This is a genomic window from Microbacterium sp. NPDC090007 (genome assembly GCF_044748345.1).
Taxonomy (GTDB): domain Bacteria; phylum Actinomycetota; class Actinomycetes; order Actinomycetales; family Microbacteriaceae; genus Microbacterium.
The window spans coordinates 1,219,668-1,243,001 of sequence record NZ_JBIVFV010000001.1 but is presented as its reverse complement, the minus strand read 5'-3'; the positions used below and the strand labels follow the sequence as shown (position 1 = coordinate 1,243,001).

At 68.6% G+C, this 23,334-nt stretch carries 20 protein-coding genes and 1 riboswitch; of the genes, 8 read left to right on the top strand and 12 right to left on the bottom strand.

The features are described 5' to 3' along the window. Positions 1 to 49: 49 nt before the first annotated feature. Both ACIPVB_RS05820 and ACIPVB_RS05815 read left to right on the top strand, forming a co-directional pair. Entirely contained in the window at positions 50 to 835 is a 786-nt protein-coding gene (locus ACIPVB_RS05820) for a fumarylacetoacetate hydrolase family protein (RefSeq protein ID WP_400367573.1), read from the top strand. After that, positions 820 to 1,620 carry an aldolase/citrate lyase family protein gene (locus ACIPVB_RS05815; RefSeq protein WP_400367572.1) on the top strand — a complete coding sequence of 267 codons (801 nt, stop codon included), beginning with the start codon at positions 820 to 822 and terminating at the stop codon, positions 1,618 to 1,620. Before ACIPVB_RS05820 ends, ACIPVB_RS05815 begins: the two co-directional genes overlap by 16 nt. A gap of 235 nt (positions 1,621 to 1,855) precedes the next feature. Here ACIPVB_RS05815 and ACIPVB_RS05810 read toward each other — a convergent pair whose 3' ends face one another. From ACIPVB_RS05810 to glyA, 3 genes are all read right to left on the bottom strand, one after another. Further along, positions 1,856 to 2,338 (bottom strand): cytochrome C5, encoded by a 483-nt coding sequence (locus tag ACIPVB_RS05810; protein WP_400367571.1) that lies wholly within the window; start codon positions 2,336 to 2,338, stop codon positions 1,856 to 1,858. Positions 2,339 to 2,523: 185 nt separating this feature from the next. Then, positions 2,524 to 3,408, bottom strand: coding sequence for a bifunctional methylenetetrahydrofolate dehydrogenase/methenyltetrahydrofolate cyclohydrolase (locus ACIPVB_RS05805; RefSeq protein WP_400367570.1), 885 nt, complete (start codon positions 3,406 to 3,408; stop codon positions 2,524 to 2,526). 304 nt (positions 3,409 to 3,712) lie between these two features. Next, a complete protein-coding gene (gene glyA / locus ACIPVB_RS05800) occupies positions 3,713 to 4,987 on the bottom strand; it encodes a serine hydroxymethyltransferase (RefSeq protein WP_400367569.1) in 1,275 nt (424 codons plus the stop codon). A 57-nt stretch (positions 4,988 to 5,044) separates the two neighbouring features. After that, positions 5,045 to 5,130, bottom strand: a riboswitch (ZMP/ZTP riboswitch). Between the two features lie 291 nt (positions 5,131 to 5,421). Between glyA and ACIPVB_RS05795 the strand changes: the two genes are divergently transcribed. Together ACIPVB_RS05795 and ACIPVB_RS05790 are read left to right on the top strand one after the other, a co-directional pair. Beyond that, positions 5,422 to 6,273 (top strand): fumarylacetoacetate hydrolase family protein, encoded by an 852-nt coding sequence (locus tag ACIPVB_RS05795; RefSeq protein ID WP_400367568.1) that lies wholly within the window; start codon positions 5,422 to 5,424, stop codon positions 6,271 to 6,273. Next, positions 6,270 to 7,016: an SDR family NAD(P)-dependent oxidoreductase gene (locus ACIPVB_RS05790; RefSeq protein ID WP_400367567.1), complete on the top strand. Its 747-nt coding sequence runs from the start codon at positions 6,270 to 6,272 to the stop codon at positions 7,014 to 7,016. Before ACIPVB_RS05795 ends, ACIPVB_RS05790 begins: the two co-directional genes overlap by 4 nt. 40 nt (positions 7,017 to 7,056) lie before the next feature. Here ACIPVB_RS05790 and ACIPVB_RS05785 read toward each other — a convergent pair whose 3' ends face one another. Together ACIPVB_RS05785 and ACIPVB_RS05780 are read right to left on the bottom strand one after the other, a co-directional pair. Further along, on the bottom strand, positions 7,057 to 7,383 hold the full coding sequence (locus tag ACIPVB_RS05785) for an L-rhamnose mutarotase (protein ID WP_400367566.1): 327 nt from the start codon (positions 7,381 to 7,383) through the stop codon (positions 7,057 to 7,059). After that, the gene (locus ACIPVB_RS05780) at positions 7,380 to 8,252 is read right to left on the bottom strand and encodes an amidohydrolase family protein (protein ID WP_400367565.1); all 873 of its coding nucleotides are present in this window, start codon (positions 8,250 to 8,252) and stop codon (positions 7,380 to 7,382) included. Before ACIPVB_RS05780 ends, ACIPVB_RS05785 begins: the two co-directional genes overlap by 4 nt. Positions 8,253 to 8,275: 23 nt before the next feature. Here ACIPVB_RS05780 and ACIPVB_RS05775 point away from each other — a divergent pair, with 23 nt between their 5' ends. Further along, a complete protein-coding gene (locus tag ACIPVB_RS05775; RefSeq protein WP_400367564.1) occupies positions 8,276 to 9,067 on the top strand; it encodes a FadR/GntR family transcriptional regulator in 792 nt (263 codons plus the stop codon). On the opposite strand, the gene ACIPVB_RS05770 is transcribed toward ACIPVB_RS05775, so the two are convergent. The 6 genes from ACIPVB_RS05770 to ACIPVB_RS05745 are packed head-to-tail and all read right to left on the bottom strand — an operon-like array spanning position 9,007 to position 14,668. Continuing rightward, the gene (locus ACIPVB_RS05770; RefSeq protein ID WP_400367563.1) at positions 9,007 to 10,350 is read right to left on the bottom strand and encodes an L-fuconate dehydratase; all 1,344 of its coding nucleotides are present in this window, start codon (positions 10,348 to 10,350) and stop codon (positions 9,007 to 9,009) included. The genes ACIPVB_RS05775 and ACIPVB_RS05770 overlap by 61 nt on opposite strands. Beyond that, entirely contained in the window at positions 10,347 to 11,339 is a 993-nt protein-coding gene (locus ACIPVB_RS05765; RefSeq protein WP_400367562.1) for an aldo/keto reductase, read from the bottom strand. The genes ACIPVB_RS05770 and ACIPVB_RS05765 overlap by 4 nt, the downstream gene beginning before the upstream one ends. Further along, positions 11,336 to 12,283 (bottom strand): sugar kinase, encoded by a 948-nt coding sequence (locus ACIPVB_RS05760; RefSeq protein WP_400367561.1) that lies wholly within the window; start codon positions 12,281 to 12,283, stop codon positions 11,336 to 11,338. The genes ACIPVB_RS05765 and ACIPVB_RS05760 overlap by 4 nt, the downstream gene beginning before the upstream one ends. Continuing rightward, positions 12,280 to 12,888 carry a bifunctional 4-hydroxy-2-oxoglutarate aldolase/2-dehydro-3-deoxy-phosphogluconate aldolase gene (locus ACIPVB_RS05755; RefSeq protein WP_400367560.1) on the bottom strand — a complete coding sequence of 203 codons (609 nt, stop codon included), beginning with the start codon at positions 12,886 to 12,888 and terminating at the stop codon, positions 12,280 to 12,282. Before ACIPVB_RS05755 ends, ACIPVB_RS05760 begins: the two co-directional genes overlap by 4 nt. Then, on the bottom strand, positions 12,885 to 13,646 hold the full coding sequence (locus tag ACIPVB_RS05750) for an SDR family oxidoreductase (protein ID WP_400367559.1): 762 nt from the start codon (positions 13,644 to 13,646) through the stop codon (positions 12,885 to 12,887). The genes ACIPVB_RS05755 and ACIPVB_RS05750 overlap by 4 nt, the downstream gene beginning before the upstream one ends. Then, the gene (locus ACIPVB_RS05745; protein ID WP_400367558.1) at positions 13,643 to 14,668 is read right to left on the bottom strand and encodes a zinc-binding dehydrogenase; all 1,026 of its coding nucleotides are present in this window, start codon (positions 14,666 to 14,668) and stop codon (positions 13,643 to 13,645) included. Before ACIPVB_RS05745 ends, ACIPVB_RS05750 begins: the two co-directional genes overlap by 4 nt. 367 nt (positions 14,669 to 15,035) lie before the next feature. Here ACIPVB_RS05745 and ACIPVB_RS05740 point away from each other — a divergent pair, with 367 nt between their 5' ends. The 3 genes from ACIPVB_RS05740 (at position 15,036) to ACIPVB_RS05730 (ending at position 18,347) form a co-directional block, all read left to right on the top strand. Continuing rightward, on the top strand, positions 15,036 to 16,349 hold the full coding sequence (locus tag ACIPVB_RS05740; RefSeq protein ID WP_400367557.1) for an ABC transporter substrate-binding protein: 1,314 nt from the start codon (positions 15,036 to 15,038) through the stop codon (positions 16,347 to 16,349). A 202-nt stretch (positions 16,350 to 16,551) separates the two neighbouring features. Further along, positions 16,552 to 17,409: a carbohydrate ABC transporter permease gene (locus ACIPVB_RS05735; protein WP_400367556.1), complete on the top strand. Its 858-nt coding sequence runs from the start codon at positions 16,552 to 16,554 to the stop codon at positions 17,407 to 17,409. Between the two features lie 53 nt (positions 17,410 to 17,462). After that, on the top strand, positions 17,463 to 18,347 hold the full coding sequence (locus tag ACIPVB_RS05730; protein ID WP_400367555.1) for a carbohydrate ABC transporter permease: 885 nt from the start codon (positions 17,463 to 17,465) through the stop codon (positions 18,345 to 18,347). Between the two features lie 685 nt (positions 18,348 to 19,032). Here ACIPVB_RS05730 and ACIPVB_RS05725 read toward each other — a convergent pair. Next, positions 19,033 to 23,073 (bottom strand): glycosyl hydrolase family 95 catalytic domain-containing protein, encoded by a 4,041-nt coding sequence (locus ACIPVB_RS05725; protein WP_400367554.1) that lies wholly within the window; start codon positions 23,071 to 23,073, stop codon positions 19,033 to 19,035. Between the last annotated feature and the right edge of the window lie 261 nt (positions 23,074 to 23,334).

Here is a 23,334-nt window from a genome sequence, read left to right as displayed (position 1 = left end):
CCCGGGCGACGATTTCCGGCGCCTCGCGCGCGGGACTACGGAGGAACCCATGCTCACCGAAGAACAGATCGACGCGATCGCGGCCGAACTCGCCGAGGCCGATCGCACGCACTCGGTCATCCCGCGCATCACCGCGCGCTACCCGGATGCCGCGGTCGAGGACTCGTACGCGATCCAGGGCCGCTGGCGCGACACGCAGATCGCCGCGGGTCGCACCCTCGTCGGCCGCAAGATCGGCCTGACGTCCAAGGCGATGCAGCAGGCCACCGGCATCTCCGAACCGGACTACGGGGTGATGTTCGACGACACGGTCTACCGCTCGGGCGACCACATCCCGGTGGACCACTTCTCGAACGTCCGCATCGAGGTCGAGCTCGCCTTCGTCCTGAAGGCGCCGCTCGAGGGTCCCGACTGCTCCCTCGAGGACGCCCTGGCCGCGATCGACTACGCCGTTCCGGCGCTCGAGGTGCTGAACTCCCACATCGAGCTCGAGGGCCGCACCATCGTCGACACGATCAGCGACAACGCCGCCTACGGCGCCATGGTGCTCGGTGACGTTCACAAGCGCCCCGACGAGATCGACCTGCGGTGGGTGCCCGGCGTCCTCAGCCTTAACGGCGAGATCGAGGAGACCGGGGTCGCCGCGGGCGTCCTCGGCCACCCCGCAACCGGCGTCGCGTGGCTCGCGAACAAGTTCCACCAGCACGGGGCGCGGCTGGAGGCGGGCGAGATCATCCTGGCAGGATCGTTCACGCGCCCGATGTGGGTGTCGCGCGGCGACGACGTGCTGTGCGATTTCGGACCGATGGGAACCATCACGTGTCGCTTCGTCTGAGCCCCACCTTCCGCGCCGCGCTCGCGGCATCCGATCGCCCCCTCGCGGGGATGTGGCTGTGCACCGGCCATCCGGTCGTCGCCGAGATCGCCGCGGGCGCCGGCCTGGACTGGCTGCTCGTCGACATGGAGCACTCGGCGACCTCGGTCGAACAGGTGCTCGTGCAGCTGCAGGTCACGGCCGGGTACCCGGTCGTCCCGGTGGTGCGGGTGCCGTCGAACGACGCCGTCACGATCAAGCGCGTACTCGACGTGGGCGCGCAGAACCTCATCGTGCCGATGGTGTCGTCCGCCGACGAGGCGCGCGCGGCGGTCGCGGCCACCCGCTACCCGCCCGCGGGGGTTCGCGGCGTCGGCAGCGCCCTCGCCCGCAGCGCCCGCTGGAACCGCGTCGACGACTACCTCGCGTCCGCGGCGGACCACGTCTCGCTCACCGTGCAGATCGAGACGACCGCCGGAGTCGCCGCCGCGGCCGAGATCGCCGCCGTCGAGGGGGTGGATGCCGTCTTCGTCGGCCCGTCGGACCTCTCGGCGTCCATGGGCCTTCTGGGTCGGCAGTCGCACCCCGACGTGGTCGCGGCGGTGCACGCCGTGTTCGCCGCGTGCCGGGATGCCGGCACCCCGGTCGGCGTGAACGCATTCGATCCCGCGGTGGCCGAGGCCTACCTGGCCGCGGGGGCGGACTTCGTCGCGGTCGGCGCGGACGTGGCGTTGCTGGCCCGGGCCTCGGAGGCGCTGGCGGCACGCTTCGTCACCGCTCGCGCAAGCCGCCGGGACAGCTACTGAGCGCGGGGAGACGCGCGCGGAACTCCTGAGATCTCGCCCGCGGGGCCCGGAGCGGCGACGCGAAGACCGTTCCGAGCCGGTTCCTCCGGAGTCTCGCGCACCGCGAGGGGGCACCGACCGGCGGCCGTCCCGGCACCGCGACCCCGCCGACCGGCCCACCCCGCCGGCCGACCGCCCCGCCGGTCCGGGTACGCGAAAGGGGCCGGACGCCTCCGTCCGGCCCCTTCGTCACGAGTCAGTCCTCGTCGTCGTCCTCGTCCTCGTCGTCGCCGACGATCTCGATGTCCTCGACCTCGAGCTCGGGCGTGAGCTGCACGTGCACGAGGGCGTCGGGGAACGAGGTCTGGCCCGCGAAGACGACGATGATCGCGTCGGCGAACACACCGACCCCGATCGCCTCGAGGTCGGTGCGCAGGTCGACGTCGGCATCGAGCTCGTCGTCGTCGAGCGCGTCCTCGATGTCGCTCGCGACCTCTTCGACGATCGCGCGCCAGCGGTCCTCGCCCACCGAGAGCACATCCTTGAGGTTCGACAGGATGGCGTCCAGGTCGGGCTCGTCCTCGTCGTCGATCTCGGGGTCGAGGTCGACCTCGACCTCGACGCCGGCGGCATCCAGGTGTCCGGAGCCGATGACGCTGTCTTCGTCGATCTGGGCGTCGTCGAGCAGGCCGCTCTCGGTGACGCGGCGGAGGAGGTCGTTCAGCACGGACTCAGTCATACGAGAACTCTGACACGTCCCGGGGCCCGGCGCCTCCCCCATTGCGCGCGACATCCCGTGTGTTCAGCGCCGCGCACGCCGTGGTTCACCGATCGACGGCGTGCGGGTCGCGTCGCCGCGGTCCGCGGACGCCCGGCCGGGGCGATCCCCGCGCCGCGTCCCTGCGCACGCCGGCACAGCCGTTTTCAGACGGATGCCGCCCGCTCGGCCGCCTCGACCACGTTGGTCATCAGCAGGGCGACGGTCATGGGCCCCACACCGCCCGGGTTGGGCGAGACGAAGCCGGCCACCTCGGCGACGTCGGGATGGACGTCGCCGAACACCCGCGACGCACCGGTCTCGGGGTCGATCCGGCGCGTGACGCCCACGTCGAGCACCGCGGCGCCGGGCTTGACGTCGGCGGCGCGCACGATGTGGGCGACGCCGGCGGCGGCGACGATGACGTCCGCCTGACGCAGGTGCGTCGCCAGGTCGGCGGTGCCGGTGTGGGTGAGGGTCACCGTGGCGTTGACTTCGCGACGTGTCAGCAGCAGCCCGATCGAGCGACCGATCGTGACGCCGCGGCCGATGACGACGACCTCTTTGCCCGTCAGGTCGTAGTCGTTGCGCGCGAGCAGCTCGATCACGCCCCGCGGCGTGCACGGCAGGGGCGTGTGGATCGGGGCGTTCACGTTGAGCACGAGACGCCCGAGGTTGGTGGGGTGCAGGCCGTCGGCATCCTTCGCCGGATCGATGCGCTCGAGGATCGCGTCGGTGTCGATGTGCTTCGGCAGGGGCAGCTGCACGATGTAGCCGTGGCACGCGGGGTCGGCGTTGAGCCGGTCGATGACGGCCTCGACCTCGTCCTGCGTGGCCTCGGCCGGCAGCTCGACCTGAATCGAGTTCATGCCGATCGCCTCGGACTGCTTGTGCTTCATGCCCACGTAGAGCTGCGAGGCGGGGTCCGCGCCCACGAGCACGGTGGCGATGCCCGGGACGACGCCCTTCGCGCGCAGCGCCGCGACGCGCTCCGCGAGCTCGGCCTTGATCGCCGCGGACGCGGCCTTTCCGTCCAGAATCGTCGCCGTCATGGCATCCCTCGTTCTGTGTCTGTCGTTCTCATGATGGTGTCGCTGCCGCGGTCCCGGCCGTGGCTGGTGCGTCGGGCGCCGTCGCCGTCGCCGTCGCCGTCGCCGGTATCACCGCACCGATAAACGCCGATGCTGTCGAGACACGCGGCCTGGCACCGTGTCTCGACAGGAACACCGTTTATCGACGCCCGGGACCGCGCAACGGCCGGTCGGGACCGCGCGACTGCCGCGCCGCGAGCCCGACGCGGAGAGCACCGGATGCCGGGACGGGGCCGCCCCACGCGGACCCCGCCCCAGCACGGGCTCACTGCTGCAGGTCGGGGTACAGCGGGAACGCGTCGGCCAGCGCCGCGACGCGCGCGCGCAGGGCTTCGATGTCGGCGCCGGGGATGAGTGCCAGCGCGATGATGTCGGCCACCTCGGTGAACTCGGCGTCGCCGAAGCCGCGTGTCGCCAGCGCCGGGGTTCCGATGCGCAGACCCGAGGTCACCATCGGCGGGCGCGGGTCGTTGGGCACCGCGTTGCGGTTGACCGTGATGTGGATGTCGTGCAGCAGGTCCTCGGCCTGCTTGCCGTCGATCTCGGCCTCGCGCAGGTCGACGAGCACGAGGTGCACGTCGGTGCCGCCCGAGCGCACGGCGATGCCGGCGTTCTTCACGTCGTCCCGGGTGAGGCGGTCGGCGAGGATCGAGGCGCCCCGCAGGGTGCGTTCCTGGCGCTCCGTGAACTCCGGCGTCATCGCCAGCTTGAACGCCGTGGCCTTTGCGGCGATGACGTGCATGAGCGGGCCGCCCTGCTGACCGGGGAAGACCGCGGTGTTGATCTTCTTGGCCAGGTCGGCGTCGTTGGTGAGGATGAGGCCCGAACGGGGGCCGCCGATCGTCTTGTGCACGGTGGTCGACACGACGTGGGCGTGCGGGATCGGCGAGGGGTGCACGCCCGCCGCGACCAGGCCGGCGAAGTGCGCCATGTCGACCCACAGCAGGGCGCCGACCTCGTCGGCGATCGCGCGGAAGGCGGCGAAATCGAGCTGGCGGGGGTAGGCCGACCAGCCGGCGATGATGACCTTCGGCTTGTGCTCGACGGCGAGGCGGCGCACCTCGTCCATGTCGATGATGCTGGTCTCGGGGTCGACGCCGTACGCGACGATGTCGTAGAGGCGACCCGAGAAGTTGATCTTCATGCCGTGGGTCAGGTGACCGCCCTGGTCGAGGGCGAGGCCGAGCAGCGTGTCGCCCGGGCGCGCGATGGCGTGCAGCACGGCCGCGTTCGCCGAGGCACCGGAGTGCGGCTGGACGTTGGCGAACTCCGCGCCGAACAGGGCCTTGGCCCGCTCGATCGCCAGCGACTCCGCGACGTCGACCTCTTCGCAGCCGCCGTAGTAGCGGCGACCGGGGTAACCCTCGGCGTACTTGTTCGTCAGCACCGAGCCCTGCGACTGCAGCACCGAGACCGGGACGAAGTTCTCGGAGGCGATCATCTCGAGGAAACCGCGCTGACGGTTCAGTTCGCGCTCGAGGACCTCGGCGATCTCGGGGTCGACCTCGGAGAGGGGGGCGTTGAAGTACGGATCGGTCATGCGATCTCCTTGACGATGGTTCCGGATGCCGCGGACTCGGCGAGCCCGCGAAGATACCGCATCGACCCAGGCGTGCGGTCGAATACCGTCAAGCGGTCGCTCCCCGGTGGTTACCCACCTCAACGCCAGTCGCGACGCTGCCACTGTACCCGGTCCGACCGCGGCACGCCGAGGGCGACTCGGGGAGCGACCGGTCGGGGAGTTCGCAGCATGTCATACCCGCACCAGGAGACCTCCGATCGTGCCCATTCATGTGACGTATATCTCAGAAGACCTGAGTTCCCTGCGGGCACCGGTGAGGCTCCGCGAAGCTCGCCCGCATGAAATCGGACGAGAACTTCCGGCTACACCACGCCGACCAGGGACAGTGGTGAATAGATAGGATGAATGAGCGTAACGGCGGGGCAGCGGGCGCCGCCGGGAAAGTGACCGTCATGCATTTTTCGCGTCGAGGCCCGATCAGCGGCGAAAGGCCCGTCGTCACGCACGACGGCGCCGACTACGACCTGACGCCTCTCACGTCCGACATCGACGGAGAATTCCTCTCCACCGACGGCGTCGCCCGCACGCGTGCGGCTCTCGCGGCCGGCACCCTGCCCCGCGTCGAGTTCGGCGACGACGAACGCTGGGGTGCACCGATCGCATCGATAGGCAAGGTCGTGTGCATCGGGCTGAACTATCGCGACCACGCCGCCGAGACGGGCGCGGAGCCTCCCGTCGAGCCCGTGGTGTTCCTGAAAGCCGCTGACACCGTCGGCGGCCCCCACGACGACGTGCGCATCCCCCGCGGATCGACCAAGACCGACTGGGAAGTCGAGCTCGCTGTCATCATCGGCAGCGAGGGCCGGTACCTCGAGTCGGATGCCGAGGCCGCCGCCGCCATCGCCGGCTACGCCCTCTCCCACGACGTCTCGGAGCGCGAGTTCCAGCTCGAACGCGGCGGCCAATGGGACAAGGGGAAGAACTGCGAGGGGTTCAATCCCCTCGGTCCGTGGCTCGTTCCCGCCGACGAGATCGACGACGTGCAGAACCTGGGCCTTCGTCTGAGGGTCAACGGCCAAACGAAGCAGGACGGCTCGACCGCGAACCAGATCTTCCCCGTCCTGCAGGTCGTGCGTTACCTGTCGCAGTTCATGGTGCTCAGGCCCGGCGACATCATCAACACGGGCACTCCCGCGGGTGTGGCGCTCGGCGTCAACGACTTCACCTACCTGCGCGACGGCGATGTGGTCGAGCTCGAGATCGACGGCCTCGGCCGCGCACGTCAGCGATTCGTGAACGCATGAGCGCTTGGACCGGACTACGCGTCGTCGTCACCGGCGGCGCCTCGGGGATCGGGCGGGCCACCGGCGAAGCATTTCTCGACGCGGGTGCACACGTGGCGATCCTCGATGTCTCCGACCACACCCCCCTCACGGGAGCCGTCTCGGTCACCGCCGACCTCCGCGACCGCGGCGAGGTATCCGCGGCCATTGACCTCGCCGCGCAGAGCCTCGGCGGCATCGACGTGCTCGTCAACAATGCCGGCATCAGCGCCATCGGGACCGTCGAAGACAACGACGACGCCGAATGGGCGCGCGTGCTCGACATCAACGTGGTGGGAATGGCGCGGGCCAGCGCCGCCGCCCTCCCCTGGCTACGCCGGTCGGAGCGCGCCGCCATCGTGAACGTATGCTCGATCGCCGCCCACAATGGGCTGCCCGACCGCGCGTTGTATTCGGCGTCCAAGGGAGCGGTCCTCTCGCTCACCCTCGCGATGGCAACCGATCACGTAGCTGACGGCATTCGCGTCAACGCGGTGAGCCCGGGAACGGTGCACACGCCGTTCGTCGACCGGATGCTCTCCCGTTTCGACGACCCCGTGGCGGAGCGCGCCGCGCTCGATGCGAGACAGGCCACGGGTCACCTGGTGAGCTCGGCCGAGGTGGCGGCGACGATCCTCCACGCCGCCAACCCCTCGCTCCCCTCGCTGACGGGAGCCAATATCGACATCGACGGCGGCGTCACGCGCCTCCGAGTCCGTCGCTGACGCAGACGGCCCCGAGTTTCCCGGCTCGGGGCCGTCTCGTTCAATCCAGGTGCCACACCTCGGTGAGGGTGAACCACTGTTCGCCCTCCGCGGTGCCTTCGCGGCGCCGTTGCAGCGGGTCGGTGAGGGTCCACCAGCGCTGCGTCTCGGGGTCGGCGGCGACGCGGGCGCTCGCCTGCTCGAGCGTCGTGAGGTCCTCGACCTCGAAGTACGCGAACAGGTCGGTCCCGTCGAGGAAGATGCTGTAGTTGCGGATCCCCGCGGCGGTGAGCGCCTGCTCGACCGCGGGCCAGACCGCCGCGTGCAGCCGGACGTACTCCTCGCGGTTCTCGAGGGGCAGGTCGACGCGCTGTGCGACGCGTCTCATCCCTCATCGTCTCCGGATGCCAAGACATCGAGGCCGTATGTGCGGGCGGCGGTGCGCCACCACAACTGTTCCGAGGCGGCGGCGGACCAGCCCCGGGTCGCGGAGCGGATGCCGTCGAGGACGCGCTCATACCCACCGGCTCGCAGCGACATCGGCCAATCGCCGCCGTACATCAACCGCTCGGCACCGAACGCGTCGGCGGCGACGTCGACCACGCGGTCCAGGGCGCCCTGCGTCCACGAGTCCTCGGCGCCGACCGCAGAATACAGCCCCGACACCTTCGCCACGACGTTCGGGCGTGCGGCCACCGCGCGCAGCGCCCTCTCCCACGCCGCGTGCGCGTCGGCATCACCGTTGATCGGCGGCTTCGCTAGGTGGTCGAGCACGAACGTCACCGTGGGATGGTCGGCGGCAATGCGGTCGAGTCGGCTCAGGGCCGCGGGGTTCGCCGTGACGAAGTCGAATGGCATCCCGTGCTGTGCGAGCTGAGCGAGTCCCTCGCCGAACGCGGGAGCGAGCACCCAATCGGGGTCGGGTCGGTCGTGGATGAGGTTTCGGATGCCGACGATGCGCGGCTCGGCGGCGAGCGCGGCGAACTGTTCTCGCGCGCGGTCGGGCGCCTCGAGCGGAACCCAGCCGACCACGCCGAGGACGATGGGCGCCGACGCCGCCTCGCGGAGCATGTTCCGGGTGTCCTCGGCGTTGTCAGCCGACTGCACCAGCACGGCGCCGCGCACGCCGAGGCGCGCCAGCACAGGGCCGATCTCGTCGAAGGCGACGTCGCGATCGACCTCGGGCAGGTGCGGACCGAGCCAGTCGTAGCGCGCGCGGGATCGGTCCCACACGTGCAGATGAGCGTCGATGATCATGAGTGCTCCTCTACCATTGGGGAATGAACTCGCCCGATTCTTCATCGGATCCGACGGCGACGCCGCCGCGTCGGTCGCAGACCGACATCGTCGTCGCGTCGATCCTGTCGATGGTCGAATCGGGCCATCTGAGCGCCGGTGATCGCCTTCCGGTCGAGAAGGATCTGGCCGAACAGCTCGGGGTCTCGCGGGGCTCGCTGCGCGAGGGCGTCCGCGCTCTCGCGGTGCTCGGTATCGTCGAGACACGGCAGGGAGACGGGACGTACGTCACCGCCCTCGACGCGGCGAAGCTGCTGGGGCCGCTGACGCTCTTCGCCGACCGGCAGATGAACGCCGAACCCGCGCAGCTGCTGCACGTGCGGCGCGTGCTCGAAGCCGAGAGCGCGGCCCTTGCCGCGCGCCGGGCCACCGATGATCAGATCGCCGCGATGAGCGCCGTCCTCGATCGCGTCGACGTGCTGCTCGAGGCCGGAGCCGAACAGAACGACATCAGTGCGATTATCGACGTCGACACCGAGTTCCACCGCCGCATCGCACACGCAGGCGGAAACCCCCTGCTCGCCGCCTTCATCGATTCGCTCGCCGGCCGCACCTACCGCACGCGGGTGTGGCGCGCGCTCGAGCAGCGCGGCGTGACGGCCGCGACGCAAGGTGAGCACCGCGCGATCCTCGCCGAGATCGAGCGGCGAGACCCCGACCGCGCGCGGATGCGGATGCATCTCCACCTGCTCGCGGTCGAGGACTTCGCCGAAGCTCACCGGCTCGACACCACCTCTTCGACGAACGGCGCCGACGACGCCGCCGCCGCCCAGTAGGTGCCGTCCGGGAACGAGTACTCCTCGAGCGTCGAGGCGAACACCTCGGCGCTGTAGCCCGGGCGGTTCGGCAACAGGTACTTGCCGTCGACGACGATGCACGGGTCGACGAAGTGCTCGTGGAGGTGATCGACGAACTCGGTGACGCGGTTGTCGAGGGTTCCCGACACGGCGACGTAGTCGAAAATCGACAGGTGCTGAACGAGTTCGCACAGCCCGACGCCACCCGCGTGTGGACACACCGGCACGTCGAACTTCTTGGCCATGAGGTACACGGCCAGGATCTCGTTGATGCTGGCCAGACGCGCTGAATCCAGCTGGCAGAAGTCGATCGCCTCGGCCTGGAACATCTGTTTGAACAGCACACGATTCATGCCGTGTTCACCGGTGGCGACACCGATGGGCGCGACGGCGCGACGCACGGCAGCGTGCCCGAGCACATCATCGGGGCTCGTGGGCTCCTCGATCCAGTGCGGCTGGAACTCGGCGAGCTCCTTGACCCAGTCGATGGCCTGCGGCACGTCCCAGACCTGATTGGCGTCGATCATGAGCTTGGCATCCCAACCAATGACCTCACGGGCGATGCGCAGGCGACGCTTGTCCTCCTCGAGGTCAGCGCCCACCTTCAACTTGACGTGCTTGTAGCCGCTGTCGACGGCCTCCTGGAGCAACCGGCGGAGCTTGTCGTCGCTGTACCCGAGCCAGCCCGCACTGGTGGTGTAACAGGGGTATCCGCCGAGGAGCTCGAGATCGGCGATGCGCCGAGCGCGGGTGGGCTCCATGTCGCGCAGCATGCCGATGGCCTCCTCGCGCGTCAAGGCATCGGAGAGGTAGCGAAGGTCGGCGACGTCGACGAGCTCCTCAGGAGACATCTCGGCCAGAAGGCGCCACACGGGCTTGCCGGCGCGACGCGCGGCGAGGTCCCACACCGCGTTCATGACCGCGGCCATGCCGAGGTGGACGACCCCCTTCTCGGGGCCGAGCCAGCGCAGCTGGCTATCGGAGGCGAGCTCGCGGTAGATGCCGCCCAGGTCGCCGACGATCTCGTCGACATCGCGCCCGATGAGCGGAACGGCCCGCTGGCGGGCCGCCTCGACGCACAGGTCGTTGCCGCGGCCGATGGTGAAGGTAAACCCGAAACCCGAGACATCGGCGTCGTCGGTGCGCAGGACGACGTAGGCGGCGGAATAGTCACCGTCCTTGTTCATGGCATCCGAGCCGTCCATGCTCAATGAGGTCGGGAAGCGGAGGTCGTATACGAGGGCGTCGATGATGGTCGTCATGCTGCTGCACCGATCAGGTCAGGGGCCAGGTCCGACTCGTCGAGCTCGGCCCAGAGCTCGTCGGGGATGGGGGTTTCGCGTCGCTCGATGCTGCTGTGGACGTGCGCGTCGGTGCGCATGCCGATCACAGCCGCGACGACGGCGGGATGCCGCAGCGGATACTGCACCGCTGCGGACGGCAGGTCGACACCGTGGTCGCGACAGATGGCGGCCAGGCGCTCGGCCCGCGCGCGGAGCTCTGCCGACGCGGGGGCGTAGTCGAAGTGAGCGTCGGGACGGATCTGCGCCGAACTCAGCAGTCCCGAGTTGTACACCCCAGCCGCGACGACCGCGACGCCGCGACGTCGGGCGAGAGGCATGAGGTCGGCGAGTGCCGATTGATCGAGCAGGGTCAGACGACCCGCGATCATGATGACGTCGAGGTCGTGCGCGTCGATGAATCGAGCCGGCATCGCCGATTGGTTCATGCCCGCACCGACGGCGCCGATCACGCCCTGGTCGCGGAGATCGAGAAGTGCTGGCAGGGCCTCGTCGCGGGCCTGACGCTCGTGGTCATCGGGGTCGTGCAGGTACGCGATGTCGATGCGGTCCAGGCCGAGCCGGTCGAGACTGGCCTCGATCGACCGCTTCACGCCGTCGGCGGAGAAGTCCCAATCGCGCCGGAGCGTGGCCGGCACGACGAAGCCCTCCTCATCCTGACGGTCAGCGGTCTCGGGGCTCTCGACGAGCAGGCGTCCGACCTTGGTCGATACGACGATGTCCTCGCGGGGGGTTCCGGCCAGAGCAGCACCGAGTCGCCGTTCCGACAATCCGAGCCCGTAATGCGGTGCGGTGTCGAAGTACGTGATCCCCGAGGCGAGCGCCGCGCGGACGGCCCGCGTGGACTCGTCATCGGTGGTCTCTCGGTTGAGGTTGCCGAGCTGCGCGGCACCGAAGCCGATGTCGCTCACGGCCAGTCGGCCGCGGATGGTACGGGCGGGAATCGTCATCTGGTCACCGGCTCTTCCGAGTCGAGGAGGGCGAGGTCGGCAGGGCGTGGGAGGCCCTCCCAATCCCCCGCGTGCAGGCAGGCGAATGCTCCGGCGGTGACACCGTGCCGGACCCGGCCTCGGGCATCGCTCCCGGACAGCAGAGCCGCGAGATATCCCGCGACGAAGGCATCGCCGGCGCCGACGGTGTCGACCACGGGGACCGAGATCGCGGGCTCCACGATCGGCCGACCGTCGATGACGGCGAGGCTGCCACGGCGACCGAGTTTGATCACGACCTCTCGGGGGCCGAGATCCCCGATCTCCTGCGCGAGCGCAAGAGGGGCTTCGAGCAGAGCGTCCGGCCCCAGGAGCAGGCGAGCCTCGTCGTCACCAGCGAAGACGATGTCGCTGCGCGCTGCGAGCGATCGATAGAGCTCGCCGGGGTCTTCCCCGCGCCACAGGTTGGGGCGATGGTTGACATCGAAGCTCACCGGAACGTTCGCATCGCGGGCGGTGTCGATCACCACCTCGACGGTGGCCCGCGCCGAGCGGGAGAGTGCGGCGGTGATGCCGGTCACGTGGACGAGGTCGGCATCTCGGACGATGTCCATCGGGACGTCTTCGCGAGCGAGCGTGCTCCCGGCACTGCCGGCACGGTAGAAGAGCACGCTCGTGGTGTGCGGGGTGCGCTTCTCCTTCAGCATCAGTCCGGTCGTCCCCGGAACCACCCGCGCGTGCACCTCGATGCCCTCGGCACGCAGCTCGCGGACGACCCGGCGTCCGAGTGCGTCATCGCCGACGCGCCCCAGCCAGCTCGCGCGAATGCCGAGACGAGCAAGACCGATGGCCACGTTGCTGTCGGCTCCGCCTATGCCGACCGATGCGCGGTGCGCGGTCTCCCACGGACCGGAGTCCGCTCTGACGAGGCCCATCGTCTCTCCGAAGGTGAAGACTCCGCTCACGCGATCGCCTCCACCGCGGCGCGACTGGCCGCCGTCACAGCGGCGAAATCGCCCGCGGCCACCAGGGCGCGCGGTGCCATCCAGCTTCCGCAGATCGTCTCGACGCTAGGACATGAGAGGTACTCGCGCGCGTGCTCAGGTCGGATCCCCCCGGAGGGGACGAATGTCACGTCGGGGAACACGGCGGCGAGCGCGTCGATGAAGGCGACGCCGCCGAGGGTCGAGATGGGGAACACCTTGAGCTGCGAGCAGCCTGCGGCGCGGGCCGCCAGCGCCTCGCTGGGCGTCGCGACGCCGGGGATCAGCGGGACGCCCAGCTCACCGGCGTACGCTGCCAACGCGGGGTCCCAGCCCGGGCTCACGAGGAAGCTCGCTCCCGCCTCGACGGACGCGTCGGCCTGTTCGCACGTGAGCACCGTTCCCGCGCCCACGGTGAGATCGCCGACCGACGCCATCACTCTGAGCGCGTCGAGAGCAGCAGGTGTGCGCAACGTCACTTCGGCCTGCGAGATGCCCCCGTCGCGCAATGCTTCCGCGAGGGAGCGGGCGGACTCGACGTCGTCGAGAATGAGCACCGGCAGGAGGGGGCCGAGGGAGAGAGTCATCGACCGAGCCAACCGCCGTCGACCGGGAGGATCGCGCCCGTGACGTACTGCGCTGCGTCCGAGGCGAGGAAGACCGTCGCTCCGCCCAGGTCTTCGGCCTGACCCCACCGGCCCGCAGGAATCCGTTCCAGGATCGCGCGAGAGCGGTTCTCGTCGTCCTGCAGCGCCTGCGTGTTGTCGGTGGCGATGTAGCCGGGCGCGATCGCATTGACCGTCACGCCGTGCCCCGCCCACTCGTTCGACAGCGCGCGCACGAGGCCCGCGACGCCCGACTTCGCGGCGGTGTATCCCGGAACAGTGATCCCACCCTGGAACGACAGCAACGAGGCGGTGAAGATGATACGGCCCCGCCCGTTCTCGAGCATCCGGCGGCCGACTATCTGGCTCAGCACGAACTGGCTTGTGAGGTTGATCTGCAGGACGCGCTCGAAGGACGCCAACGGATGCTCCGCGGCGGGTGCGCGCTCGATGGTGCCGGCGTTGTTCACGAGGATGTCCACGGGACCTTCGGCGACGGCGTGATCGGCGAAGCGGGAGACAGCATCGCCGTCGGCGAAGTCCACCCGATGACCGCGAAAGCGTCGCCCGGCGGCGCTCACGGCATCCTGAACAGCCGACCCCGACGGATCCATCGACGCCGAGGCCCCGATGATGTCGGCGCCGGCCTCGGCGAGCGCGACGGCCATGGCGAAGCCGATGCCACGGCTGGCCCCGGTCACCATGGCAGTGCGACCGGTGAGGTCGAACGGACCGGTCATGCGCGGTCTCCCGCCACGTCGACGAGCAGCTTGAGTGCGCGACCACCCTCGAGGGTCTCGAAGGCCTCTTGCACCGAGCTCAACGGCACGATGCCCGAGATGAGAGCGTCGGTGGGCACGGCGCCCGCCGCGACGAGGCGGACGGCCTCTTCGAAGTCGGTGCGTTGATACACACGCGCACCGAGGATGCGCAACTCGCGCCAGAAGACTCGCTGCAGGTCGATCGGGCGGGGCTCGGGGTGGATCGCCACCACCACGATCGTGCCGCGGACCTTAGCGAAGGACGTCGCGCTCAGAACAGCGCTGGCTGCACCGGCGACCTCGAAGACGACGTCGGCGCCGGCGCCGCCCGTCCACTCTTCGACCCAGGATGCCGCGTCGACGGCACGCGGGTCGATGGTGGTAAGACCAAGATCGTCGGCGAAGGATCGCCGCCCCGCGTCCAGTTCGACGATCGCGACCTCCGCGCCCACCGCGCGAGCGACCGAGGCGATGAGGACGCCGATGGGACCGGCGCCGATCACGACGGCCTTCTGGCCTGCCGTGAGTTCGGACCGGCGCACATCGTGCACAGCAACGGCGACGGGCTCGACCAGCGCGGCGTGGGCGAGCGCCATGTCGTCGGGCACGCGCACGAGCAGCGATGCGGGCACGACCCACTCGCCCTGCAGAGCGCCGGGAGTGTCGATGCCCACGAACTTCAGGTTCTGACAGATGTGGGAGTTGCCGGCCAGGCATGCGGGGCAGGTCCCGTCCCACTTCAGCGGCATCACGGTCACCACGTCACCCGGGCGCCAGTCGGAGACGGCGCTGCCGACCTCGCTGACGACACCGCTCATCTCGTGGCCGACGACGGCGGGGATCGCCACGCGGGCATCCATATGGCCGTGAAAGATGTGGAGGTCGGTTCCGCACAGCCCGACGTATCGCACAGCGATGCGCACCTCGTCGGCGCCGACCGGAGTCGCATCGACGGTCGTCGTCTCGAAGGTGCGTTCGCCGGTGTAGACGGCAGCGAGCATGAGAACTCCTCAGGAGGATGCAGAAGCGGTCGAGCTGGGGGCAACTTTGCACCTCAGCCCATATTCATCGAATGTTTAGCGGTAGCCTAACACGGATTCGCGCGAAGGTCGACGTTTTGGTAACGACCGTCATGCGTCCGAAAAACATAGTCAGTCATTGGATTCGTGACGCTAGGGACGCTTCCTGAGTCACATCAGTGGTCCCGGCGAAAATTTCCTTACCCCGAGGCATCATCCGATGTATCGTGACTACAGCACGGCAATCGCATGACCGCATACCCGCCTCGTGACCCGAGGATGCCGGTCGTTGCACCACAAAGAGAACTGCACGGTTCGTGCAGACGGTGTCTCACACGAAGGAGTGTCAATGAAGACGAATCGGATCCTCGCCGCGGGCGTGGGCCTCGCCATCGCCTCACTCGCCCTCGCGGGCTGTTCCGGCGACGCGGGCGGGAACGCGCCGCAGGCGCAGACGGACTCGGGCGGGAAAATCACGGTATGGGTCGACCCTCCCCGTGTGCCGGCCGCGGAAGCCTTTCAGAAGGCCTACCCCGACATCCCGATCGACGTGGTCCAGATCGATGGCACCGTCGGCGGCAAGACGGTCAAGCAGTCTTTCGCGAACTTCGACGCCGCCGGCTCGGGCTGGCCCGACGCGATCTTCTTCCCGTCCAACGACGACATCGCCTGGGCGACGAACTCGACCAGCAACTACGCGGCCGACCTCACCGACATCATGGCCGACACCATCAAGGGATACGACCCCGCTGTCCTGTCGTTCTGCAACATCGACGGCAAGATCCGCTGCCTCCGCAACGACGCCGCCCCCGACGTGTTCTGGTACAACAAGGCGTTCTTCGACGAGAACGGCTACACCGTGCCCACCACCTGGGAGGAGTACGGCGACCTCGCCGTGAAGATCGCCGCCGAGCACCCCGGCAAGATCAGCGGCTTCCTCGGCGACGCCTACGCCATCAACCGGTACCTGCAGGCGTCGGGCTGCCCGACGAACGACCGCATCTCCGAGAGCGAAGCGCACATCGACCTGAACGACGCGACCTGTACTCGCGCCACCGACCTGCTCGACAAGATGTACAAAGGCAAGGCGCTCAGCACGCAGGGGATCTTCGATGGCGACGCCGCGGCCGAGGGTCAGAACCTGGTGATGAGCCCCGGTGCGGCGTGGTGGGGCAACTATCTCTTCCGCGACACCTGGAAGATCCCGGCCGGCCAGATGACGGCGGCGGCTCCACTGCCGTGGAAGGGCGAGTCGAAGCCTTCGACCGGTAACGAGGGCGGCGGCCTGTGGGGCGCGTCCTCGCACATCACGGGCAAGGAGCTCGAGAACACCCTGACATTCATGAAGTTCGTCGCGACCGACCCCCGCTGGCAGGTGGACCTCAGCACCGGCCTGCCCGGTTACGGCCCCGTCCAGGACGCCTGGCTGGCCAAGCTGAAGACTGACGGGTACTTCGCCGACATCCCGACCACGCAGGCAGCGTTCAAGTCCGCCCTGGGCGACGTTCAGCCGTACTCGTACATGCTCTACGACACAGGCTCGGTGTGGACCGAGACGGTCAGCCCGACGCTGATCTCTGGCGGCAGCGTCCCGGATGCGATCAAGAAGTTCGGCGACGAGCTGGTCAATCAGGCCAAGTCGGTCGGCTACACCGTTCAGTGACCCCATCGGTGAGGGTGCCCGGATCCATCCGGGCACCCTCACCTCGGCTCTTCTCCCTCCCTCGAAGGATGTCATGACCATCACCGCGACAGAGACGCTGACAACCGCCGCACGTCGGCGCAGCGCTCGCAGAACGTCCCCCGCTCCCGGCGGCCGTCGGCGCGCTCCCCACCGTGTCGAGGCGAGAGGCGCGTGGATCCTCATGGCTCCGTACGCGGTCCTGTTCCTCGTCGCCGCCGCCATCCCCATCGGATATGCCTTGTGGATCTCTCTGCAGAAGGCGCCGACGATGGTCAATCCCAAAACCGGGTTCGGCGGCATCGACGCCTACGTCACGGCCTTCGCCGACTTTCGATTCATCGACACATTCGTCAACATCTTCACGGTCATGATCGTGTGGCTTCCGCTCATGATCGTCGGCATCGTCGGGCTCGCCCTCCTCGTGCACGCCAGCCCCGGCCGCTTCGGCGGCGCCATGCGCTTCATCTACTTCCTCCCCGGCGCCCTCGCCGGCATCGCGAACTTCGTCCTCTGGGTCTATCTGCTCAACCCCTCGATCTCCCCGATCGCGTTCCTGTGGCAGGGAATGGGCGTCACCAACCTCAAAGAAGTCACGACGACCGAGAACCTCCCCTGGATCCTCACGGCGATGCTCTTCTTCCAGGGCGTCGGCACCTGGATCGTGATCGTCAACGGCGGCCTCAACGGCATCGCCGAAGAAGTCTTCGAGGCCGCCAAGATCGACGGCGCCAACTCCTGGCAGCTCGCGTGGCAGATCAAGCTCCCCCTCATCCGCCCGTGGATCGGATACGCCGCGCTCATGAACCTGGCGTACGGCTTCCAGCTTTTCCTCGAGCCCTACCTGCTGCGTCAGATCTCGTCCGGATCGGTGGATGCCGAGTGGGCGCCGACCCAACTCGGGTATGCATTCGCGTTCACCAACCGCAACTTCCCCGCCGCCGCGGCCATGTCGATCATCCTCCTGGTGATCACCCTCGCAATCGGGATGTTCATCGTGTTCAAGAGCGGCCTGTTCGGCGAAGAGGAGAAGTCCAAGTGAGCGTCGCAACCCGTACCCCGTCCGATCGAAAAGCTTCGACGGCTCGCTGGAGCGTGGGGCGCATCTCCCGCGTCACGGTGATGCTCGCGGTCGCAGCGATGTTCGTCATTCCGATCGTCGGTTTCATCGCCATGGCATTCCGCGATCAGAACAACGTCGCCGCGGGCACCGACGGTTTCCTCGGACTCGGCGGCTTGTCATGGGATCACGCCGTCTACAGCTGGTCGCAGATCACCGGTTTCGGGCCCTCCGGCGGTGGGCTGTTCCAGCGATGGATCGGCAACTCCCTCATCCTGGCTGTATCCGGCGGCATCCTGGCTCTGGCTGCGGCTCTCCCGGCGGGCTACGCGCTCGCCCGGCTGCGCTTCCGGTGGCGCAAGACCTGGCTGTTCGCGACACTGCTTGCGATGGTCATGCCGAACACGGTGCTCGTCATCCCCCTGTTCCTCGAAGTGAACGCGATCGGCGCTGTCGGTCAGCTCTGGCCGGTGGCGGTCATCATGGGCTTCTTCCCGTTCGGGGTCTACCTGAGCTATATCCACTTCATGACGACAATGCCCCCCGAGCTCGTCGAGGCCGCACGCATCGACGGGCTGGGGGAACTGGCGATCTTCTTCAAGATCGGTCTGCCCATCTCCAAGCAGGCGATCGCACTCGTGGCGTTCTTCTCGTTCGTGGCGAACTGGACGAACTTCTTCCTGCCGCTGGCTCTGCTGACCTCCAACCAGCAGAACAAGACGATCTCGATCGGCATCCAGGAGCTCATCGGGGCGAGTCCCCTGTTCAACGCCACCGTCGCTGCCGGTCTCGACGTGAAGCTCTATATGCCGCAACTGGCTCTGGCGACCGTGATCTCGATGATCCCCCTGCTGATCGTGTTCGTCGGCGCGCAGCGGTTCCTGGTGCGCGGACAGACCGTCGGTGCAGTGAAGGGCTGAGCCGACATCGGCCGGACGGAGGCCGGGTGCGCTTCGCGCACCCGGCCTTTTCTCGACCCGACCGGCGGCTCCTCGCCCGCAGGACCGATCGCCTCTCCGGGGGTGGAGGGACGGCATCCACGCCGCCGTCCACAGCGGACACGGAGTCCGCGATCACGCTCCGGCGCGCGGTCGTCGCCGGGTCCGGGCCCGCGGGGCCGGGACCGGACCTGGAAGCGGTGACCGCGCCCGCCGAGGCGTGCTCCCGTTCGGCCGAAATCGCATGCCGTCCTCGGGCGTGCCCGGAGCGGGACGAGCCGCGGTCGACGAGCCGATCTCGGCACTCCCGCCCCTCCCTCCGGAGCCGTCAACAGGGACTTCGGGCTCGCCGACGCGGCCTCGTCTCACGTGACCCCGGGCTGGGGGGCTGACGAGGCGACCGACGCCCGGCAGGAACCCTCACCCACGGGCTGGCACACCGGAGCAGGATCGTGGGCCGGGACGGTCGGGGAGGGACGAAGACGTCACATCCGGTGAGCGCTCCTCGAATGTGGGTCCCCGCTCTGGCGCGAGGTCGACGGACGGACGGATCCCCGCGCCGGCCTCCCTTCGCCTTCTCGCTCTCACGTCACGAACGTGTTCGCGAGGGGACGCAGAAACGGGAGCGGTCGCACCCCGAGGGGTGTCACCGCTCCCGTTTCTTCGTTCAGCGCGCCTGTCGGCGGGGTCGGCGCAGGGCCCACGCGGCTGCGCCCGCTGTCAAGAGGGTCGCTCCCGCCAGACCGAGACCGAGCGGAACCTGCGCTCCGGTGGCGGCGAGGGTGCCCGCCGCGAACACGGTCAGCGGGAGGCGCACCAGCTCACTCCCGTCGGAACGGAACACCACGATGGTGTGCGCACCCGTCTCGAGCGAGGCGGGAATGCGTACATCGAACGCGACGCGGCCCGCCGAATCAGCCGCGGGGATGCCGCTGATGACGATCGGGGTGCTGCGCAATTCGGCACGCACCTGCTCACCCGCGGTGAGGCCCGTGACCTCGACGCGCACCACTGCACCGCGTTCCACGTTCGCACTCGAGAGCGTCGCTCGCGGAACCGTCGGCATCCTGGTGGGTTGAGTACTCGCGGTCGGAGCGGTGGTCGGCGGGACCGTCGGCTCCGACGTGCCGGTGGGCGCCGGCGTCGCGGTCGGCGTCGCGGTGGGCGTCGCGGTCGGCGTCGCGGTGGGCGTCGCGGTCGGCGTCGCGGTGGGCGTCGGCGTCGCGGTCGGCGTCGCGGTGGGCGTCGGCGTCGCGGTCGGCGTCGCGGTGGGCGTCGGCGTCGCGGTCGGCGTCGCGGTCGGCGTCGCGGTCGGCGTCGCGGTCGGCGTCGGCGTCGTGGGCTCACCCAGGGTGAACACGGCCGTCACGCTCTGCCCCGCCGCCATCTCGACCTCGACAGGCGAACCCGTGTTCGTGTACGTCCGGCCGTCGACGATGACCGACTTCCACTTCTGTCCGCTGGACAGGGCGATCGTCTGGTCGGCGTCCGAGCGGATCACGGCCGTCGCCGTGCCCTTGGGTACGCTCCACGACAGTTCCGAGACCTCGGCGCGCGATCGAGCGAGCGAGCCGGATAACGTCCCTTCGTCCATCCCGTCCGGCACAGCAGGCAGGATCTGGATCTCACCGCGGTCGGAGTACACCAGCGACTCCAACAACACCGCGGGGACGGTGTTGACGATGTCGGTCACATAGGCCGAGTCGCCGGTGACGTTGTGATTGGTCGTGAAGCTGGCGTAGTAAGCGTTCCGGCCGAGCAGCGCGTGCAGAGCGTCGGTGACGCCCGCCCCGTTCTTCAGACGCGCGTCGATCAGCGCCATGTGCAACCAGCCGTGTCCCGAACTCTTGTCCCCGGCCGTCGCCTTGCGCAGCTCGACGGTCTTGTCCAGCCCCGCGGCCATCTCGGGGTCGCTCTGCGTGTCGTGCGCGGGCCACGCGAAGTACGCCTGGCTCACGTGACGGTGGGCGTGCTGCTCGCCATAGCGGTCGAGGGACCACTCTTTGAGCGCACCGGTGGCGGCGTCGTAGCGTACAGGCGGCAGGGCGTCCGAGAGCTTCTGCCACTTACCACCGGGGGTCTCGACGCCGAGGGCCTTCTCGATCTCCATCGTCATGCGCAGTCCATCGCGAGCGGCGCCGATGTCCATCGAGCAGTTGATCGCGACGGGGCTCGACGCACCGGCGGGTCCGTTCTCGGGCGAGTAACAGGGAAGCAGCAGGTAATGCTCGCCATCGGCCAGGGACGTCTTGCCGGGCGTGTAGGCGGCCTCCCCTGCCGCCGTCTCGTAGTACTGCGGGTCGACCATCTGTTCCCAGAAGTTGGCCTGCTTGCGCAGCAGGGGCAGCAGCAGGTCCTCTTCGAGCCGCAGCGTGCCGCGCGCCGTGATGGCATCGATCTCGGCATCGGTGAGGTCGGTCGCCGTCGGGCTGAGCACGGACCTCAGCTTCGCCACGTCGATGTCGGATGCCAGAGGCACTTCGACGTCGCCGTGCACGAGCCAGTACTCGTAGGCCGGTAGCAACAGCCAGCTCGCCCCGGCGTTCCAGTACTGGAATGGATACCAGCCGCCGAAGTGGTTGAGAACACCCGAGTCGGCGTCGGTGCGCGGGGGCGCCAGCAGGGCGTCCTGCATGCCGTAGATCTTCGCGGCGTTGGTTTCCCAGTCCGGCGCGATGCGCAGGATCAGGTTGATGAAGCCGTCCATCTCCGAGGGAAGAGCTCCGATGTTCGCCCCGGCGATCTGCAGGTTGACGTTCGCGTCCGTGGTCCAGTCGCCCTGCCACAGGGGGTTCCATGCACCGATCCACATGCCACCCAAACGGGGCGCGCTGAAGCCGCTCGAGCTGATGGTGGCGTACCGGCCGGCGGTGAAGGCGCGCTCGATCATTGCGCTGTTGAGCTCGTCGGGCGAGTCCTTCTGCTTGGCGATCAGTTGCTCATTGGTGAGCGCCTGGTCACTGCCGGCGCCGGGCAGCTCGAGCGAGACCGCGTCGAACTCGGCGCCGTGCAGGGCGGCGTGCGGGGCGAGGATCTTCGCGTAGTCCAGGCCGCCTGCACCCTGGTACTCCGCCTTCTCCGCGACGGACTGCGTCCCGGCGAGCAGATCGTCGACGAGCGGGAACTCCGTCTGCGTCGCGAACGCGTCCCATGTGCCCATCGCCACGTCGCGGTCGGAGCGAGTGACGAGGAAGACCTCATCGGCGTCACGGATGTCGACACCGTAGAGGTGCGATCCCGCCACGGCGCGGGCGCCGGTGGCATCCGTCTCTCGGACCGACTTCGTGCCGCCCTTGGTGATGATCTGGGTGACTCCGGCGTAGCCGGCCTGCGCGAGTTCGCTTCCGTCATAGGAGGGGTAATGGGCGACCTGACCGATGAAGCTTCCGTCACCCGCGGCGAACTGCTTGTAACGCAGATTGTCGTCTAGCGAGCCACCCTCGACCGCCATGTCGTCGATGCTCGTGAGGTCGAGGTCGAGGTCGATCGCTTCGCCCGTCGACGACTTCGTCAGGTGGGTGACGACGACGTTGTCGGCCCGCGAGGTGAACGTGCGGCGCTCCCATGCTCCGCCCGAGGCATCGGTGTAGTTCACACCGACCTCACCGGTGCGGTAATCGGTCCAGCGATAGTGGTCCGAGGGCACGCCCGCGCCGGGAACCTGCAGCGAGAGCTGGTTACCGGGATGGAATCCGTAGTCGTACTGGAGCCCCCAGCCCGGCGGATCGCCGGGAACGGTGCGTCCGGCGACGAGGTCCTGTCGGTAACCGTCGAGGTACTGCGTCAGGTCCGGCGTCGTGCGTCCCTGATTATTGGGCATATTGAACGCGATGTTCTGGTAGATCAGCGTGTCGCTGACCGGATTGCCCGCCACCAGGGCTCCATTCTCTCCGTTGCCGGTGACCATCGAGCTTCGCCACCACCCGCTCCCCTCGGACTTCGCCGGGAACGAGGTCGAGATGACCTTGGTGCGGGTGCTCGCGGGGGCGTCGGATGCCGGGATCGCGTAGACGAGCACGTCGGTCAGCGTGCCGGTGAACGACGGGTCTCCGTTCCAGACCGGGCGGCCGAGGTACCCCGCGACGCCGTCGCCGTTGATGCCTGCGAAGTGATCGACCGTCGTGCCGGTGGCGATGTTCGCGTCGAGCACGCCATTCATTACCAGGTCAGCGGTGGAATCCGAGCGAAGGACCGCGGATGCCGTGGACCACCCGTCCTCGCCGACGGCTGTGGCGCCCCCGCTCTTCCCGTACCAATCCCCCTGCTTCGCCTCCCACATGTACCGCCCGTCGACGTCGGGGTGGAAGCGCAGGTAGTCCTTGTCGCTGGTCGTGCCGAACGAGAACAGACTCTCGTTGTTGCGCGAACCGTCAGTGTACCGCAGCTGGACGACGACCGATTTCTCGTCGCCGACGAAATTCGGTAGTTCAACGAAGGTGGATCCGTCGAAGGTGAGTACGTCATCCCCGTCGCGCTGAGCGAATCCGGCGCTTCCCCCTCGAATGGTGGCGTCCTTGCCTCGACCCGAGACGTCGATCAGACGCGAACCGTCGTGCGACATGTCGTAATGCACGAGCACGTTCGACGCGGGGGTCGCGGGTTCGCCGTGCGCGGGGAGCGCGAGGGCGCCGGGCGCGAGTAGCGCCGCGACGACGACGCCCGTCGCGACGAAGCGGGAGGAGGGATGAGGGCGGAGGGAGTGGGGCACCGTAGGCTTCCTTGCGTCCGGCGGGAACCACGTCGTCGCGCGCACGAGGTGCTCCGCGCGGGTCGGCGGTGATCCGCATTTGGGGTGGTGGCGGTATTGTATCATCTGATGAATCAGACCGGTAGTCGTTATCACTTTCGCGACAACGGGCGTGGACGGACCTCCGAGCATCACGCGCCGTGACGAGATACCCACCAGAGATCTAATGAATCATTGACTACGCGGCTGGCGTGTGGTGTTCTGGGCACGCACCTGGTCCCC

Coding starts and splice junctions, on each gene's coding strand:
- ACIPVB_RS05740 (WP_400367557.1), top strand. CDS start 15,036: ATGAAGACGAATCGGATCCTCGCCGCGGGCGTGGGCCTCGCCATCGCC.
- ACIPVB_RS05795 (WP_400367568.1), top strand. CDS start 5,422: ATGCATTTTTCGCGTCGAGGCCCGATCAGCGGCGAAAGGCCCGTCGTC.
- ACIPVB_RS05765 (WP_400367562.1), bottom strand. CDS start 11,339: ATGACGATTCCCGCCCGTACCATCCGCGGCCGACTGGCCGTGAGCGAC.
- ACIPVB_RS05820 (WP_400367573.1), top strand. CDS start 50: ATGCTCACCGAAGAACAGATCGACGCGATCGCGGCCGAACTCGCCGAG.
- ACIPVB_RS05810 (WP_400367571.1), bottom strand. CDS start 2,338: ATGACTGAGTCCGTGCTGAACGACCTCCTCCGCCGCGTCACCGAGAGC.
- ACIPVB_RS05735 (WP_400367556.1), top strand. CDS start 16,552: ATGGCTCCGTACGCGGTCCTGTTCCTCGTCGCCGCCGCCATCCCCATC.
- ACIPVB_RS05770 (WP_400367563.1), bottom strand. CDS start 10,350: ATGACGACCATCATCGACGCCCTCGTATACGACCTCCGCTTCCCGACC.
- glyA (WP_400367569.1), bottom strand. CDS start 4,987: ATGACCGATCCGTACTTCAACGCCCCCCTCTCCGAGGTCGACCCCGAG.
- ACIPVB_RS05750 (WP_400367559.1), bottom strand. CDS start 13,646: ATGACCGGTCCGTTCGACCTCACCGGTCGCACTGCCATGGTGACCGGG.
- ACIPVB_RS05745 (WP_400367558.1), bottom strand. CDS start 14,668: ATGCTCGCTGCCGTCTACACCGGCGAACGCACCTTCGAGACGACGACC.
- ACIPVB_RS05755 (WP_400367560.1), bottom strand. CDS start 12,888: ATGACTCTCTCCCTCGGCCCCCTCCTGCCGGTGCTCATTCTCGACGAC.
- ACIPVB_RS05805 (WP_400367570.1), bottom strand. CDS start 3,408: ATGACGGCGACGATTCTGGACGGAAAGGCCGCGTCCGCGGCGATCAAG.
- ACIPVB_RS05780 (WP_400367565.1), bottom strand. CDS start 8,252: ATGATCATCGACGCTCATCTGCACGTGTGGGACCGATCCCGCGCGCGC.
- ACIPVB_RS05785 (WP_400367566.1), bottom strand. CDS start 7,383: ATGAGACGCGTCGCACAGCGCGTCGACCTGCCCCTCGAGAACCGCGAG.
- ACIPVB_RS05775 (WP_400367564.1), top strand. CDS start 8,276: ATGAACTCGCCCGATTCTTCATCGGATCCGACGGCGACGCCGCCGCGT.
- ACIPVB_RS05790 (WP_400367567.1), top strand. CDS start 6,270: ATGAGCGCTTGGACCGGACTACGCGTCGTCGTCACCGGCGGCGCCTCG.